The organism is Chitinophaga cymbidii (genome assembly GCF_007992715.1).
GTDB classification, from domain to species: domain Bacteria; phylum Bacteroidota; class Bacteroidia; order Chitinophagales; family Chitinophagaceae; genus Chitinophaga; species Chitinophaga cymbidii.
In genome coordinates, this window is the sequence record NZ_BKAU01000002.1 from 744,234 (window position 1) to 760,089 (window position 15,856).

Genomic DNA, 15,856 nt, shown 5'->3' on the forward strand with positions numbered 1-15,856 from the left:
AATAACAACAACCTGCATATGACCGCAATACTGGAATTTTTACAATTGCACATAGAGATGGTATACATCGTGATACTGTCTGTATTCCTCGGCATAGAAGTGATCTCCCGCGTACCCTCCGTGCTGCACACCCCGCTGATGAGCGGCGCCAACGCCATCCACGGCGTAGTGATCATCGGCGCCATCATTGTAATGGGCAAAGCGGAAAGCGATAATTACCTCGCGCTGATACTGGGCTTCCTCGCGGTGATACTGGGAACGCTCAATGTGGTAGGTGGTTTTGTGGTGACGGACCGCATGCTGGAAATGTTTAAAAAGAAGAAATAAATCGATATGGCTGGAATTCTTTTGCAAAACAATGCGGTCACCGGCCCCGGCCTGTTATCCGTCGCCTACCTGATCGGCTCTGTTACCTTCATCATCGGCCTGAAAATGCTGAGCCACCCCGCCAGCGCCCGAAAAGGCAACCTGGTAGCGGCGGCGGGCATGTTCATCGCCATCATCGGCACCATCTTCCTGTATGAAGAAGGCGGTACAAAACTCGGCAACTACGGATGGATCTTCAGCGGTCTTGCCATTGGCGCCGTGGTGGGCGTGATCGCCGCGCGCAAGGTGAAGATGACGGCCATGCCGGAAATGGTGAGCCTGTTCAACGGCATGGGCGGCGCCTGCGCCATGCTGATCTCTATCGTGGAATTCAATCATATGGCGCATACGCCGCCGATCGATCTTTCCGGCCTCAAAGGCGAAGGCTGGGCGGCGGACCTGCTGCGCTCCGCCATCGAAGGTCTTGCCCCGGCGCTGGATATGCAGGTGCACGGCGGCGGAACACTGCTCATTATTTTGTTGGGGCTGATCATCGGCACCGTATCTTTTGCCGGCAGCATCATTGCCTGGGGCAAGCTGAATGGCCGCATCAAGGATTTCGCGTTCAATGGCCAGCACATCGTTAACCTGCTGGTGCTCGCGGTGGTGGTGGTTCTTTCCGCTTACATGCTGTTCAATATCAACGAAGGTTATCATGCGGAGGCGTCCGGCAGCTTTCAGCTGGATGGCGCTATCGTCACCTGTTTTTATATTGTGCTTGCGCTTTCAGTTCTCTACGGCGTGTTGTTCGTGATGCCCATCGGCGGGGCGGACATGCCCGTGGTGATCTCCCTGCTCAATTCCTTTACCGGCGTGGCCGCGGCCTGCGGCGGTTTCCTGTACGACAACCCGGTGATGCTCACCGGTGGTATTCTCGTAGGTTCCGCGGGCACCATCCTCACCATCCTGATGTGCAAGGCCATGAACCGCTCCCTCAAGAACGTGCTCATCGGTTCATTCGGCGGCGCCAAAACAGGCGGCGCGGCGAAGGAAGTGCAAGGCAACTACAAGGAGATCAGTGTGTCCGACGCCGCCACGGTACTGCGTTACGCCAACAAGGTGGTGATCGTTCCGGGCTACGGTCTTGCAGTGGCGCAGGCGCAGCACGTTTGCCACGAGCTGGAAAAGCTGCTCGAAGAAAAAGGCGTGGAAGTTACGTATGCGATCCACCCGGTAGCGGGACGAATGCCCGGGCACATGAACGTGCTGCTGGCGGAAGCGGACGTGCCGTATGAAAAGCTGCAGGAGATGGAGCAGGCCAACAGTGAATTCCCGACAACCGACGCAGTGCTCATTCTCGGCGCGAACGATGTGGTGAATCCCGCCGCGAAGAATGATCCCGCCAGTCCCATTTACGGCATGCCCATCCTTGAAGTGGAGCTGGCCAAAATGGTGATCGTGAATAAACGAAGCATGAAGCCCGGATACGCGGGTATTGAAAACGAATTGTTCTTTCAGCCTAAAACATCCATGCTGTTCGGTGATGCAAAAGCAGTGCTGCAACAGCTGGTAGCGGAAGTGAAGACGGTATAAAACCGTACCTTTGCCGCAAAAAATTACTATTGCCAGCACTACCAAAGGCTTTTACCGATACGCTCCGTGACTTGCCCGGCCTCGATCTGCCGGCTTTCCTGCAAGTGCATGATTCGCCGGAGCGGATCACTTCCATACGGCTGCAACCTGTGAAGGCGGCCACTCCACCGGTGCTGTTTCCGCAGCTCACCGTTACGCCGGTGCCCTGGAGCCGTTACGGGTACTATCTTTCATCCCGTCCATCCTTTACATTCGATCCATATTTCCATGCCGGCGCTTACTACGTGCAGGAAGCCTCGTCCATGTTCCTGGAAGAGGCGGTACGGCAAACGGTGAACACCGGCCAGCCCTTGAAGGCGCTGGACCTTTGCGCGGCGCCGGGTGGCAAGAGCACCTTGCTGCAAAGCATCCTGCATCCCGGAAGTTTGTTGGTAGCCAACGAGGTGATCAAGCCGAGAGCCGCTGTGCTGGCGGATAATATCACAAGGTGGGGAGCGGACAATGTGGTGGTCACCAACAACGATCCCCGCGATTTCGCGCGCCTGCCGGACTTTTTCGACCTGGTAACGGTGGATGCGCCCTGCTCCGGTTCCGGTTTGTTCCGGCGCGACCCGGAGGCGGTGCATGAGTGGTCGTACGACAATGTGATCCTCTGTAGCCAGCGCCAGCAGAGGATTCTGGCGGATGCGCTGCCAGCGCTCAAACCCGGCGGCATATTGATCTACTCCACCTGTTCCTATGCGATGGAAGAGGATGAGCAGATCGCGGACTGGCTGACCGGGGAGATGGACATGGAACATATGCCGCTGAACGTTGATCCCGCATGGAACGTGGTGCCGGGCGGAAATGGCTGTGGATACCGGTTTTATCCGGACAAGATAAAAGGGGAAGGATTTTTTATCGCCTGTTTTCGCAAAGCGGGAGCGGACATTTCTCCGAAAGATTTTCTGAAAAACTCTCCGAAGAAGAACAAAGCGCAATTGCCGCTGCTGCCGGAGAAAGATGCGGCCCGCATCCGCCCCTGGCTGAAAGAAGATATAGCGTCGCTGAAAGAAGGCATAGCGCCCGTCTTCATCCTGCACAACGGCGAAGCCATCATACTGCCATCGCAGCTGGCGGCCGACCTGCCCTTGCTGCAAAAGCACCTGTATATCCGCAAAGCCGGTGTGAAAGCCGGGCAGCTGACGCCGAAAGAGCTGGTGCCGGACCATCAGCTGGCGCTTAGCACGATCATCGCTCCCGGCCTGCCCGCCGTTGAACTCACGCAGGAAGAGGCCCTGCGCTATCTCCGCAAGGAAGACCTGCAGCTGGACGCACCTTCAAAAGGGTGGACGCTCATGCGTTTCGGCGGCATGAACCTGGGCTGGGCCAAGGTGCTGCCCAACCGCGTCAACAATTATTACCCGAAGGAAATGCGTATCCTGAAAGCCGGAACGCCGGATTATTAACATGTGCAGAAATAGAACCGGTAACGGTTGCAGGGCTGGCAACAAAATTGTTTTTTTGTCGTTTCGTAATAAATGAAAATTCGTTTTTAACACATATATTCGTTTCTTTAAAGTATTAGAAATTATGTTAAAGTCAGTTTTATTGGGTGTTTTGATGGCCTGTACAATGAGGGTAGCCGCTCAGGATGCGCTGCTTGCACAGGGCGCCGCGCCTGATCTGTATTTGGTGCATACGGTAAAGAAAGGGGAGACCTGGTACAGCCTTGGCCGCGCATATGGGTTAAGTCCGAAGGATATTGCGGCCAGGAATAACATGCAAATGGAAAACGGGCTGAGCCTCGGCAAGCAGATCACGATCCCGCTGAATAAAGGCAATTTTGTACAATCGAAGGATGCGGCTGCCAGCAGTGGTGTGCGCCCGGTATATCATCATGTGGGTGATAAGGAAACATTATACCGCATTTCATTGCGTTACGGAAAAGTGCCGCTGGACAATGTGCGGGAATGGAATAAATTCACCGGCGACGGTGTGCAGAAAGATGCGATGCTGATCGTTGGATATGTGAAAGGCACGAGTAATTCTATTGTGCAGACACCGCCCGCGCCCACCAGCACGCCGCCTGCTGAACCCGTGACCACGGCCAGCACGCCGCCGCCCGCACCGGTAACAACGCCGGCTGCTGCCACACCCACGCCTGCCGCTACAACTCCCGCGGTTGCCGCCACACCCGCGCCCGCACCGGAAAATACCGCGCCGGTAGCCACCACGCCCGCTCCCGTACAGGAACCCGTAGCCACCACGCCCGCTGTGGTGAAGCAGGAAACACCTGCAACAGTGGTGGAATCTGAAAAACAAAGCAGCAGCCTGGGCCGCACGCCCGTGATCCCTGACGGCGGATTTGAGCAGACCTATCTGCAACAAACCAACAACGGCCGGGACATCACTACTGAAAAAGGCCCCGGCACCTGGTTCCGCAGCAATGCCATCGTTGGCTCCGGCAAATACTACGCACTGCACAACAGCGCCCCCCGCGGCACGATCGTGAAGGTAACGAACCCGCTGACCGGCAAATCCATCTATGCGAAAGTGCTGGACGCCATCCCGCAGTTAAAGGCCAATGCCAATCTCATCATCAAACTGAGCGACGCCGCGCAGGAAGCGCTGGGCATCAATGAAGCGAGGTTTTATTGTGAGTTGCGCTACGACGAGAAATAAGATGTTTTTCAGGATATGAAAGAAGCCGCCTTCATAAGTCAATTATGGGGCGGTTTTTTATTTATGGAAGCTTATACATCCTGTGCCACGCCAGTGAAAACCGATGAAAACCGAACGGTCAAAACCGGTATCCTCTTAAAAATTCTTCCACCCCCATTTTCTTTTTCCCTTCCAGCTGCAGCTCCGTTACGCTGATATATCCGTCCTGCGCGGCGAATTTCAGGTAGGTCTTTTGATCGGTATCTACGCTGCCGATCTCCCGCGCATGGGAGGCCGGTTCTTTTTTCGCTTTGAATATGCGCAGCGTTTTGTCATTCAGATAGGTGAAAGCCGCGGGAACAGGGCTGAGGCCGCGGATGAGGTTATAGATGTTTTCAACCGGCGCGTTCCAGTTGATCAGGCAATCTTCCTTGAATATTTTGGGGGCATGTTTCAGTTCGGTGACAGGGATGTTGGCTTGCGGCACTTCCGGCGCGCGCCCTTCCGCAATGGCTTTTACGGTTTGCCGCAGGAGCCCGGCCCCGAGGACTTTCAACGCTTCATATAATTCTCCGGCCGTTTCATCTTCCTTTATCTGCCATTCAGCCGCATACATGATATTCCCTGTATCGATCTCATGCTGCAGCTTGAAGGTAGTGACGCCGGTTTTCTTTTCTCCGTTGATGATCGCCCAGTTGATCGGCGCCGCGCCGCGGTATTGCGGGAGCAGCGAAGCATGCACGTTGATGGTGCCAAGCGGCGGCATGTTCCACACCGTTTCCGGCAGCATGCGGAAAGCCACAACCACCTGCAAGTCCGCCTGGTAGGAGCGGAGCGTTTCCTGGAACGCCGTGTCTTTCAGCTTCAGGGGTTGCAGCACCGGAATGTTGTTTGCCACGGCATATTGCTTCACCGCGCTTTCTTGTAATTTCTGCCCCCTTCCCGCGGGTTTGTCCGGCGCCGTTACCACGGCCACCACATCATATCCTTCCTGTATCAGCACACCAAGCGAAGGAACGGCGAAATCAGGTGTGCCCATGAAAATGATCCTCATAACAAGATGCGAAAGTAGCTTTTTAGAAATCCTCGTACAAAAGGTATTTCCTGCGGACCTGCTGAAATGCCGCCAGTCCCGGTTCCCAGGTGCGGCGGATCTCATCCGGTGATTTGCCCGCTTTGATCTGCTGCATCAGCTCTTTGTTCCCGGCGAGTTTGTTAAAGAAAGCGTTAAAGAATTTTTCTTTGTCGGGATACAATTGATAAGCATTGATGATCCAGTCCAGCCGGATCTTGTTATCCGCATGCGCTTCATGCGACAGATCATACCCGTAGCAGGTCTGGTCCATCAGCACAGGCGATTTGGCGCCCGGCATGCTGCGGGGCGTGAAGGAAAACAGGTTTTTCGGCAGCTTCGGATGGCCGTATACCTGGAAAGGCTTTTCCGTTCCGCGTCCCAGGCTGAAAACCGTGCCTTCAAAAAGACAGGTGGAAGGATAAAGGTAGATGGATGCCATATTCGGCAGGTTGGGCGAGGGCTTTACCGGCAGCTGGTACAGCGTGCGGTGGGTGTAGTTGGCGCAGGGGATCACGGTTAATTCGCATTGCGCTTTGTAGCGCAGCCAGCCTTCGCCGTTCAGCATTTTGGCGTATTCGCCTACCGTCATGCCATGCACGGTGGGAATGGGCTGCATGCCCACGAAAGAGCGGAAGGCCGTGTCCAGCACCGGGCCGTCGATATAATGACCGTTGGGATTGGGGCGGTCCAGCACCAGCAGAGGTTTATGATGTTCCGCCGCTGCTTCCATCAGCTCTTCAAGGGAAGAAATATAAGTGTAGAAGCGGGTCCCCACATCCTGCAGGTCAAATACAAGTATGTCAACGTCCGCGAGGTCTGTGGCATCCGGTTTGCGGTGCTTGCCGTAGAGCGATACGATGGGCAGCCCGGTTTTCCGGTCTTTGGTGTTGCCGATTTTTTCGCCGGCATCGGCTTCTCCGCGGAAACCGTGCTCGGGACTGAAGATCTTCACGATCCTGACATTCCGTTGCAGCAATGAATCTACGAGATGGCTGTTGCCGATGATGGAAGTCTGGTTGACGAGCATGCCCACACGTTTCCCTTGCAGCAATGGAAGATAGGCGTCCGTACGTTCGGCGCCGGTGAGAACGGGTACTTGCGCGATGGCGGAAAAGCAGTTGCAAACCAACAGGATAAAGAGCAGACGTTTCATTTTGATCAGTTGATGACAGGAACAAAATAACGTAACATGCCCGTAAATCAAAAACAAAATCTGTACCTTCACGGGACAATTGTCTCATTTTAAATTTATTTTATGCAACAAGTCAAGACGGGAGATACAGTGCGGGTGCACTATCATGGCCGTTTAACCAACGGAACTACCTTCGACTCTTCAGAAGGCAGAGATCCCCTGCAGTTCAAGGTAGGCGCCGGCATGGTCATCAAAGGCTTTGATAACGGTGTACTGGATATGACCATCGGGGAGAAACGTACCCTGAACATCCCGGTAGAGGAAGCATATGGCCCCAAAAGCGAGGAACTGATCATGGATTTCCCGAAAGCGAACATCCCGGCAGACCTCAATCCTGAAGTAGGCATGGAGCTGCAGATGAGCAATCCGCAGGGCCAGGTGTTCCCGGTGAAAGTAGCTGCTGTTGGCGGCGAATTCATCAAGCTGGATGCGAACCATCCGCTGGCGGGAGAGCCGCTGATCTTCGATGTCGAACTCGTAGAGATCGTTTAATCAATCATCAAAGAAATACAAAAAAGTAAAAGACGGGAATACCTGTTTTTTACTTTTTATGTTTTATGCCCATGGATAAATATGCATATACTGTCACCGAACGCTTCCTGCGTTACGTGCAGATAGATACACAATCAGATCCGCTCAGCCGTACCTTTCCTTCCACTGCAAAGCAGAAGAACCTGTCTGCCCTGCTCGTCAGGGAGCTGCAGGAGATCGGCATTACAGACGCCATGACTGACGAATATGGCTATGTGTACGCCACCATTCCGGCCACTACTTCCAAAGACGTGCCCGTGATCTGCCTTTGCGCGCATATGGATACGGCCCCCGATTGCAGCGGCGCTAATGTCAAGCCCATCATACATAAATCATACGACGGCAGCGATATTGTATTGCCGGATGATACCACGCAGGTCATCCGCGCAAAAGACCATCCTTATCTCGCCGGAAAGACGGGCGACGATATTATCACCGCCAGCGGCAAAACCCTGCTGGGCGCGGATAACAAGGCCGGCGTAGCCGAGATCATGGATGCGGCGCAATATCTTTTGCAGCATCCGGAGATCAGACACGGCAAAATACGCATCCTGTTCACGCCGGATGAAGAAGTAGGCCGCGGCGTGGAGCATGTGAACATGGAGCAGCTGGGCGCGCAGTTCGGTTATACGCTGGACGGCGGCGAGCTGGGTTCCCTGGAAGACGAAACCTTTTCGGCGGACGGCGTGAAGATCTCCATCACGGGCATCAGCGTGCATCCCGGTACGGCGAAAGACAAAATGGTCAGCGCCATTAAAGTGGCCGCCGCCATTGTGGACGAACTGCCCAAAGGCATCCTGTCCCCCGAAACCACAGAAGACCGCCAGGGCTTTATACATCCCGTGCGCATAGAAGGCATGGTGGAAAAAGCGGAGATCGATTTTATCATCCGCGACTTCACCACCGCGGAGCTGGAAGGCCACGAATTCTATTTGCGCAAGCTCATGGAAACCGTGCTGGAACGCTATCCTGGCGCGGGCGCCACGTTTGAGGTAAAGGAGCAGTACCGTAACATGAAAGAGGTGCTGGACAAATATCCGCAGGTAGTGACGAATGCGGAGGAAGCGATCCGGCGCGCCGGCATCGATCCCTTGCGCATGAGCATCCGCGGCGGAACGGACGGCGCGCGGCTGTCGTTCATGGGATTGCCCTGCCCCAACATCTTCACCGGGGAAATGGCGCTGCACAGCAAACATGAATATGTGAGCGTGCAGGACATGCAGAAAGCCGTGGATACGATCGTCCATCTCGTTCAGGTATGGGAGGAACGAAGCTGATAATAATTTTGCGGGATGTCCGTTTTTATTATTACTTTAACCCCTTGTATAATTCGATTTTTTTAAAATTAAATACATGTTGCCAGGACTTATTACGTTTTTGCAGGATTCACTTTTGCTGCCGAAGGCCGACACGGTGGCCGCCGGCATAAATGCTGCCGCTACCACGGGCGAGGAGATCAAATTATGGGACATGATCGTGAAGGGCGGCCCGCTGATGATCCCCCTCGGCATTCTTTCCGTGATCGCGGTATACGTATTCATGGAAAGGTTCCTTACGATCAGGAAAGCAGGCAGGCTGGAAGATAATTTCATGCCGATGATACGCGATCACATCACTTCCGGTAACGTCAATGCCGCGCGCTCGCTGTCCAGGAACACGAACAGCCCCATTGCGCGGGTGATCGACAAAGGCATACAGCGCATCGGCAAGCCGATCGACAACATTGAGAAATCAATGGAGAACGTAGGCAAGCTCGAGATATACAAGATGGAAAAGAACCTGATCATCCTCTCCATCATCGCCGGTATCGCCCCGATGTTCGGCTTCCTCGGCACCATCGCAGGTATGATCCAGACCTTCTTCAACATTTCGCAGACTTCAGACATCACGCTGGCCACCATTGCCGGCGGTATCTACGTGAAGATGGTCACTTCCGCGGCCGGTCTTATCATTGGCCTGATCGCCTACATCGGTTACAGCTATCTGAATGCGCAGATCGACAAGGTGATCAACAAAATGGAATATTCCTCCGCAGAGTTCATAGACATTCTGCAGGAGCCAACGAAATAGGATTTATTAATCGTAATCGATATTCAATATGAATTTGCGGAGGCGTAGACAAACACATGCGGAGATGCACAACGGCGCGTTGAACGACATCCTGTTCATCCTGCTGCTGTTCTTCCTGATCGTGTCGTCCCTGGCCAACCCCAACGTCATCAAGCTGATGTTGCCGAAGGCCAAAAGCAATACCAAAGCAAAACAAACGGTGGTGGTGAGCATCGATGCGGGCCAGCAGTTTTATGTAGGAACGAACAAAGTAAGTTTCGAAGAGCTGAAGAACGCATTGGTGCCGAAGATCAACCCGAATGAAGTAGACAATACCATTGTGATCAATGCGGAAGAATCCGTTCCCATCAGTGCGGTGGTGAGCGTGATGCAGATCGCGCGGGAACTGGGAGCCAAAACGGTTTTAGGTACCGCCAATCCGCAGAGTACGCAGGGGAAAAAATAATGTAAATGATTTTATGAAGGAGAGGTTGTGTCCGCGGGCGCAGCCTCTTTTTTTGTGCACCGCACCATCCGGTCTTTCCCGAACATGTCCTGCTTCAGCCGCACATCTTCGAATCCTTCTTTCACCAGCAAAGCCACCACTTCCTGCCCGAGCGCTTCATTGATCTCGAAATACAGCTTGCCGCCGGGTTCCAGCTTTTCCTTCGCCAGCGCGGCGATGCGGCGGTAGAACAGCAGCGGGTCGTTATCCGGCACAAACAGCGCGATGCCCGGTTCAAACGCCTGCACCTGCTGCTGCATGCCGGTGCGTTCGCTTTCGCGGATATAGGGCGGGTTACTGACGATGATGTTGAGCGAAGGCAATACTTTGGAGGCATCGGGCGAGAGCACGTCCTGGTGCACAAAGCGAACGGGCGTATGCTGGATGCCCGCGTTGCGTGTGGCGACGGCCAGCGCGGAGGTGCTTACGTCCATTGCCCAGATGTCCGCCGCGGGCCATTGTTTTTTCAACGCGATGGGGATGCAGCCGCTGCCGGTGCCGATGTCCAGCAGCCGCCAGGCGGGTTGGGTGGGATGATCGAGCAATATCCATTCTACCAGCTCCTCGGTTTCCGGGCGGGGGATCAATACCTGCTCGCTAACGGTCAGCTCCATGCCATAAAACCAGCTTTTGCCGGTGATATGCTGTACGGGCCGGAGTTCGAGGAGCGACTGCAGCGCCTGTTGATACAGCGCTTCCTGCGCGGGAGGCAGATCTCCGTCCTTATGGATGATACGGTCCAGCTTCCCCAGGCCGGTCACATGCTCCATCACAAGATGCGCTATATTGGAGGCTTCGCGGGCATCATAAAGGGGCCTGATGGCTTCCATAATGCCGGCAAATGCGGATTGAATGGTCATGATATTTGAATGAACGGCAAAAAATCGCCGCTGAAACGATATTTTTGCGAAAATATATTATTTCGGACGCATTCATGGACAGCATTTCCCACGAAATTTTTATGCAGCGTTGCCTGCAGCTGGCGGCGACGGGCATGGGGCAGGTAGCACCCAACCCGATGGTGGGCGCTGTGCTGGTGCATGACGGCAGGATCATCGGGGAAGGGTATCACCAGGTATTCGGACAGGCGCATGCAGAAGTGAACTGCGTGAACAGCGTTCCGGCGGACCAGCAGGAGCTGATCGCGAAATCCACGATGTACGTGAGCCTGGAGCCCTGCTCACATCACGGCAAAACACCGCCCTGCGCGGACCTTATCATCTCCCGCCGCATCCCGCGGGTGGTGGTGGGCTGCGTGGACTCTTTTTCGGAAGTAGCCGGGCGGGGCATCCGCCTGATGCGGGAAGCGGGCATAGAAGTGATAACAGGCGTGCTGGAAGCGGCGTGCAGGGACCTCAACAAACGGTTCTTCACCTTCCATGAACAGCAACGGCCGTACATCATCCTGAAATGGGCCCAATCGCGGGACGGCTATATTGCCGGTGCCGAGGGCCAGCCGGTGCGTATTTCCAATGTTTATACGGACAGGCTGGTGCACCAGTGGCGCAGCCGCGAAATGGGGATCATGGTAGGCACCCGCACCGCATTGCGGGATGATCCGGCGCTGACAACAAGGCTGTGGCCCGGCAAAAGCCCCGTACGCCTCGTGATCGACCGGCATTTGCAGGTGCCCGAAACCCACCGGCTGCGGGATGGATCGGCGCCCACTATTTTCATTACGGAAAAGGTGACAGACGCGGTAAAGACCATCCGCCCGGACTTCAACGGGGAGATCATTCCGCAGATACTGCCGCAGCTGCATGCCGAAAATATACAAAGTGTAATCGTGGAAGGAGGCGCGCATCTCCTGCAACAATTTTTTAACAGCGGCTATTGGGACGAAGCGCGCGTGATCACCGGCAGCCGGGTAATTGGCGGCGGGGTGGCCGCGCCGCTCATGACAAACGCCGTACTGCGGGACGAGATGGAATTGCATGGCGACAGGATCGCCTGTTATGTTCCGTCCTCCTCATCAATTTAACAATGGAAGTTTATTATACGATCGAAAAGAAAGCAGCGGCGGAATTCAAGGACAGAGGCAGTAAATTCCTCGCATATGCATACCCCGTCAAGTCTGTTGAACAAGTAAAGGAGTGCCTGCAGGAAATCAAAAAGGAACACCCCAAGGCCACGCATCACTGTTACGCCTACCGGCTTGGCACGGATGGCCTGCAGTTCCGGGCCGTGGATGACGGTGAGCCTTCCGGTTCGGCGGGCAAGCCTATTCTCGGGCAGATCGACAGCAAGCAGCTGACGGACGTGCTGGTGATCGTAGTGCGGTATTTCGGTGGCACGCTGCTCGGCGTTCCGGGGCTGATCAATGCCTACAAAATGTCCTGCGCGCTGGTGCTGCAGCTGGTGCCCGCGGTGCAGAAGAACGTGGAAGCCCGTTACCAGCTTACGTTTGATTATACCATACTGAATGATGTGATGATCGTTGTAAAACAACATAACTGCACCGTTTTGTCGCAGGACGTGCAATTGTTCTGCAGCATGCAGATCGGCATCCCCAAAGCCAGCCTGGACTTGTGTTTGCTCCGGCTGAAAGATATCTACAATCTTGAAGTGAAGGCGCTATAAAGCCTTTTTGATCTCGTTTAATGTAACACCGAACAGTTTCCGCACAATAGGGTCGAGGCGCTTTTCATCTCCCTGCAGGTGAATGGTGCGGTGATAGTGTTCTATATGCCCGCCGGGCCTGAGCCCCGCGGCGGGAGAGGAGCTTTCCAGTTCAAAGAACGACCCGGTTTGCGCATCGCTGTTAGCGGCAGTGATCACGTCGCCGCCGAAGGGCGCCGCTGCGGGATTCCAGGAGGAGTTCGCGTAAAGGTTCCTGCCGGTGGGCAGGGTGAACTGTACAATGGTCAGCAGCCGTTGGGCTGCGTCGTAGCTGCCGAGGTAGTTGTAACAACTGTTCGGCTGCAACCCGATCTTGCTGCGGTATCTGGCGTCGGCCCTGAAATAGGCGATCTTTTCATTTACTTTCAGCCGCTCCGCGGGAATTTCCCCGAAATAGTCCGTGTTCACTTTTCCTTTGTTGCGGATAGGCACTACAACGGTATTCCGCTCTGAGGCGGTAAACATGCCCAGTATCCGGATGGAAGGCATGCCGTACGCCGTGTCCCATCGCTGTGTGCCAGCATTGGTGATGCTGCTGGCGGAATGGAAAGCTACGGCGTGCACGCTTTTGTGGAGGTCTGTGCCGATATAATTGCGGATGTCTCTCCGCGCGATGAGCGTAATGGTGCGGGTGGCTTTGATGTGGAAGGTGTGGCCTTTGTAGTTGATGAGCTGCATGTCCTTTTCAACCGTAACGGCGTGGCGGGATTGTGCGGTGACGTTGAAAGAACCGGTGTCGATCGGCGGGGGCGTCTGCCAGTGGGGGACATCGAAAGTATCGCCCGGCGCGAAGTAGAAGCTGTTGCGGCTGCCCTCGGGGCCGAGCGAGAAGCGGTCTTCTCCGCCGTAAGCGTTCATATGCTGCCCGTTTTCTATCAGTTCATGGTTCAGCCAGCCGAGGCTGCGCCCGGTATCACCCGCGGCGGTGCTCGTCATCACCCTGCCCTGCCACGCCGGCACAATGGCGATGGCGGCTTTGCTGGTGCTGTCCTGCAGAACGATCGTTTTCACATACTTTTGAAGAAAGGCCACGTCCGCGCCGAAATGGGTTTCACGGGGGATGGCGGAGATAACGGCTGCATCCTTTTTCCGTTCCCGCTGCTGTTTACCCGTACCACAGGCAGTCAATAACAGGGCCCCATAGAGAACATAGTGTTTCATGAATGATATGGTAATGATTTACAATGATAAAGTTTTACAGCAGTATGAAAAATTTTTATTTGCTGAATTCAAACTCTTTCCTATTTTTGCAATCCCAAAACGGCAAATGCGGAAGTAGCTCATTTGGTAGAGCACGACCTTGCCAAGGTCGGGGTGGCCGGTTCGAGCCCGGTCTTCCGCTCAGAAAGCAAAAAAGCCTGATTGATATCAATCAGGCTTTTTTTTGTGCCATGCAGTTTCCTTCCGGCCTGAAATATCCGCTAGCTTCTTATTGATTCCCTTATTTCGCGCAGCTGTTCATATTATGATCAGTATCGGATCGCTATGTGATCACTGAAGGATCGCACCGGGCAAGGTGGACTTGATGCGGAGATGGTCTGCATTTGGTGTGGGGTTGAAAAATCTGGTAAGCGGGATATCCGGGCAATGGCAAGCCTTTCACAAGAACAGGCGCTTGAGGAAAATTGACTGGAAATGTAGTATGGGAGGGTAGTTCAATGGATAGTTTACTCAACAAAATGCATCCGCTGGCGGGGAATGGCTTATTCCCGTTGGATGACAGGCGGGGATGCGGCGGCGTATGCCGAACCTTGGCCGGTTTGTTGATGCGTGGGGGCAGCCAGCGATTGCAGCCGCTGCTGCAGCATCACCTGTTGCTGGTGTTCCGGTTGGTGGAAGACCTGCTTTGTCTGCGGCTCCTGCACGGCAATGATATCTGCGGCGAGGTACTTTCTGTTAAAGGACGCCCGGTTGCCACACATGCCTCTTACCTGCAAGGCCACGATCAGGGTTCCCTTGCCGGGGACATCTACATTCAGCGCCGCGCCTGCGAATGCTTCGCGGGTATCCAGCACGATCATGGCGGTTTCAGTGCCCGTTACCCGGCGCTCCCCGAAGTGGATGCGGGCGGCGATCACTTTTACTTCCAGCGTGGAGATACCCCTGCACTGCGGCAGCGCCTGCGGTGGGATATGCAGTATGCCGTCTTCCGAGAGCGTTGGCGCTACGGTAAAGAAACGGTCTGTTCCCGTATGCTGGTTAAAGCGGAAGCCTGCAATGGCTTCGGTGTTACGGATGCCGCCTTTGATGATCGTTTTGTTCAGGCGGTTGATATGCCCGCCGTCGCAATGAACATCGAGGTCATTGGCAAATGCGCTGCGGATGAGGCGGGCTTTGCTGCTGGCCGCGCCGAAGCGCTGTGCTGCGCTGCGGGTGGCAGTCGTTTGCCGGACGGTTTCCGGCATGCTGCGGAAGTAGTGTTTACCGTCCCGGTAATAGCCGATCATATTGCCGGCTTTCCCTGTGAAGGTGAACAAAGAAGTTTGTTTTGCCATTGGGTGCGATTTTGTTGATACATGAATATAACACTTATTTCGGGAGAAGGTTGGGCAGGGGAATTAGTGAAGGAGCATAAAAAAAGCCGCACTCACGGAGCGCGGCTTTCTATCTTGTATATAGAATTATTTATACTTCGGTTCGTAGAGGCTGCTTTCTGGTACGGCTACTTTCGGCTTGCCTTTGTAACGGTGTTGATAGAGTTTATAACAACCGCCCAATACAAATGCCAGAATACAGGCAATTTTCACGTAAAACAGGAAACGGGAGGAAGACACCCAGTCACGGGTAAAATCATTCTTATTTTCAACTGTATGCTCCATATGTATTTTTTTCGCAACGCAAACTTACAAAGTAAATCCGCAAAGTCCAAATATTCCGATGCTGATTTCGGTCAGGATGCTGTAATCGTTTCAAAATGCTTGATCAGCTCTTCTACAGTGGATAATCTTACCTGTTCTCTTTTATCCCGCAGCATTGAATAAAGTAACGGGAGGCGCCAAAATTATTAACCAGGATTTATATGGGTTACTTTCGGGCAGATTCTGCGCCAGGCTTACCAATAGCATACCTCCTCCGGCTCCTGCTATGTTATCTACATTATTTTTAAGTGCTTTAGTTGATGATAGCTGGGGTTTTGCGGTTGCCAAACAATAACTATTTAAGGCCTAAAAATATATCTGTAAAGCTTATTACAGTATTTACATCATTCTTTTTGCCGAGGTCCAGCTCTGCAGTTTCGCCACTTTTACTTTTGATTTTGATCTTGCTAAAATGAACAAGCCTGCTTTTCAGAATTTTGAAAAGAGGAACAGAGAGTGTTGAAAAGAATATGAGCGCGATAATA

The 15,856-nt window shown here is 54.0% G+C and carries 16 protein-coding genes and 1 tRNA gene; 11 read left to right on the forward strand and 6 right to left on the reverse strand.

Going from position 1 to position 15,856, the window contains the following annotated elements; genetic code table 11:
- Positions 1 to 18: 18 nt before the first annotated feature.
- The 4 genes from CCY01nite_RS14235 to CCY01nite_RS14250 all read left to right on the forward strand — a co-directional run bounded on the left by CCY01nite_RS14235 (position 19) and on the right by CCY01nite_RS14250 (position 4,563).
- Positions 19 to 327, forward strand: coding sequence for an NAD(P) transhydrogenase subunit alpha part 2 (locus tag CCY01nite_RS14235; protein WP_146862794.1), 309 nt, complete (start codon positions 19 to 21; stop codon positions 325 to 327).
- Positions 328 to 333: 6 nt separating this feature from the next.
- Positions 334 to 1,899, forward strand: coding sequence for an NAD(P)(+) transhydrogenase (Re/Si-specific) subunit beta (locus tag CCY01nite_RS14240; protein WP_146862797.1), 1,566 nt, complete (start codon positions 334 to 336; stop codon positions 1,897 to 1,899).
- 29 nt (positions 1,900 to 1,928) lie between these two features.
- Positions 1,929 to 3,347: a methyltransferase RsmF C-terminal domain-like protein gene (locus CCY01nite_RS14245; RefSeq protein ID WP_146862800.1), complete on the forward strand. Its 1,419-nt coding sequence runs from the start codon at positions 1,929 to 1,931 to the stop codon at positions 3,345 to 3,347.
- 166 nt (positions 3,348 to 3,513) lie between these two features.
- Positions 3,514 to 4,563: a LysM peptidoglycan-binding domain-containing protein gene (locus tag CCY01nite_RS14250; RefSeq protein WP_186831053.1), complete on the forward strand. Its 1,050-nt coding sequence runs from the start codon at positions 3,514 to 3,516 to the stop codon at positions 4,561 to 4,563.
- Between the two features lie 118 nt (positions 4,564 to 4,681).
- Here the strand turns inward: CCY01nite_RS14250 and fmt are convergent, their stop codons facing one another.
- On the reverse strand, positions 4,682 to 5,596 hold the full coding sequence (gene fmt, locus CCY01nite_RS14255) for a methionyl-tRNA formyltransferase (protein WP_146862806.1): 915 nt from the start codon (positions 5,594 to 5,596) through the stop codon (positions 4,682 to 4,684).
- A gap of 22 nt (positions 5,597 to 5,618) precedes the next feature.
- Positions 5,619 to 6,770 carry an exo-beta-N-acetylmuramidase NamZ family protein gene (locus tag CCY01nite_RS14260; protein WP_146862809.1) on the reverse strand — a complete coding sequence of 384 codons (1,152 nt, stop codon included), beginning with the start codon at positions 6,768 to 6,770 and terminating at the stop codon, positions 5,619 to 5,621.
- 102 nt (positions 6,771 to 6,872) lie between these two features.
- Here CCY01nite_RS14260 and CCY01nite_RS14265 point away from each other — a divergent pair, with 102 nt between their 5' ends.
- The 4 genes from CCY01nite_RS14265 (at position 6,873) to CCY01nite_RS14280 (ending at position 9,855) form a co-directional block, all read left to right on the forward strand.
- Positions 6,873 to 7,301, forward strand: a complete 429-nt coding sequence (locus CCY01nite_RS14265) for an FKBP-type peptidyl-prolyl cis-trans isomerase (RefSeq protein ID WP_146862812.1) — start codon at positions 6,873 to 6,875, stop codon at positions 7,299 to 7,301.
- Positions 7,302 to 7,366: 65 nt separating this feature from the next.
- The gene (gene pepT, locus CCY01nite_RS14270) at positions 7,367 to 8,617 is read left to right on the forward strand and encodes a peptidase T (protein ID WP_246129939.1); all 1,251 of its coding nucleotides are present in this window, start codon (positions 7,367 to 7,369) and stop codon (positions 8,615 to 8,617) included.
- Between the two features lie 76 nt (positions 8,618 to 8,693).
- On the forward strand, positions 8,694 to 9,410 hold the full coding sequence (locus CCY01nite_RS14275) for a MotA/TolQ/ExbB proton channel family protein (protein ID WP_146862818.1): 717 nt from the start codon (positions 8,694 to 8,696) through the stop codon (positions 9,408 to 9,410).
- 28 nt (positions 9,411 to 9,438) lie between these two features.
- The gene (locus tag CCY01nite_RS14280) at positions 9,439 to 9,855 is read left to right on the forward strand and encodes an ExbD/TolR family protein (protein WP_146862821.1); all 417 of its coding nucleotides are present in this window, start codon (positions 9,439 to 9,441) and stop codon (positions 9,853 to 9,855) included.
- Between the two features lie 11 nt (positions 9,856 to 9,866).
- On the opposite strand, the gene prmC is transcribed toward CCY01nite_RS14280, so the two are convergent.
- Complete coding sequence (prmC, locus tag CCY01nite_RS14285) at positions 9,867 to 10,754, reverse strand: peptide chain release factor N(5)-glutamine methyltransferase (RefSeq protein ID WP_146862823.1); 888 nt, start codon at positions 10,752 to 10,754, stop codon at positions 9,867 to 9,869.
- A 44-nt stretch (positions 10,755 to 10,798) separates the two neighbouring features.
- On the opposite strand from prmC, the gene ribD reads away from it, so the two are divergent.
- Positions 10,799 to 11,875 carry a bifunctional diaminohydroxyphosphoribosylaminopyrimidine deaminase/5-amino-6-(5-phosphoribosylamino)uracil reductase RibD gene (gene ribD / locus CCY01nite_RS14290; protein ID WP_246129940.1) on the forward strand — a complete coding sequence of 359 codons (1,077 nt, stop codon included), beginning with the start codon at positions 10,799 to 10,801 and terminating at the stop codon, positions 11,873 to 11,875.
- A gap of 2 nt (positions 11,876 to 11,877) precedes the next feature.
- Positions 11,878 to 12,474 (forward strand): IMPACT family protein, encoded by a 597-nt coding sequence (locus CCY01nite_RS14295; protein WP_146862826.1) that lies wholly within the window; start codon positions 11,878 to 11,880, stop codon positions 12,472 to 12,474.
- On the opposite strand, the gene CCY01nite_RS14300 is transcribed toward CCY01nite_RS14295, so the two are convergent.
- Complete coding sequence (locus CCY01nite_RS14300) at positions 12,469 to 13,674, reverse strand: DUF6786 family protein (protein WP_146862829.1); 1,206 nt, start codon at positions 13,672 to 13,674, stop codon at positions 12,469 to 12,471. The two genes, CCY01nite_RS14295 and CCY01nite_RS14300, sit on opposite strands and share 6 nt — an antisense overlap.
- Before the next feature lie 108 nt (positions 13,675 to 13,782).
- On the opposite strand from CCY01nite_RS14300, the gene CCY01nite_RS14305 reads away from it, so the two are divergent.
- Positions 13,783 to 13,855 (forward strand) — tRNA-Gly (locus CCY01nite_RS14305).
- Positions 13,856 to 14,216: 361 nt separating this feature from the next.
- On the opposite strand, the gene CCY01nite_RS14310 is transcribed toward CCY01nite_RS14305, so the two are convergent.
- Positions 14,217 to 15,008 carry a hypothetical protein gene (locus CCY01nite_RS14310; RefSeq protein WP_186831054.1) on the reverse strand — a complete coding sequence of 264 codons (792 nt, stop codon included), beginning with the start codon at positions 15,006 to 15,008 and terminating at the stop codon, positions 14,217 to 14,219.
- Between the two features lie 126 nt (positions 15,009 to 15,134).
- Complete coding sequence (locus tag CCY01nite_RS14315) at positions 15,135 to 15,332, reverse strand: hypothetical protein (RefSeq protein ID WP_146862832.1); 198 nt, start codon at positions 15,330 to 15,332, stop codon at positions 15,135 to 15,137.
- Between the last annotated feature and the right edge of the window lie 524 nt (positions 15,333 to 15,856).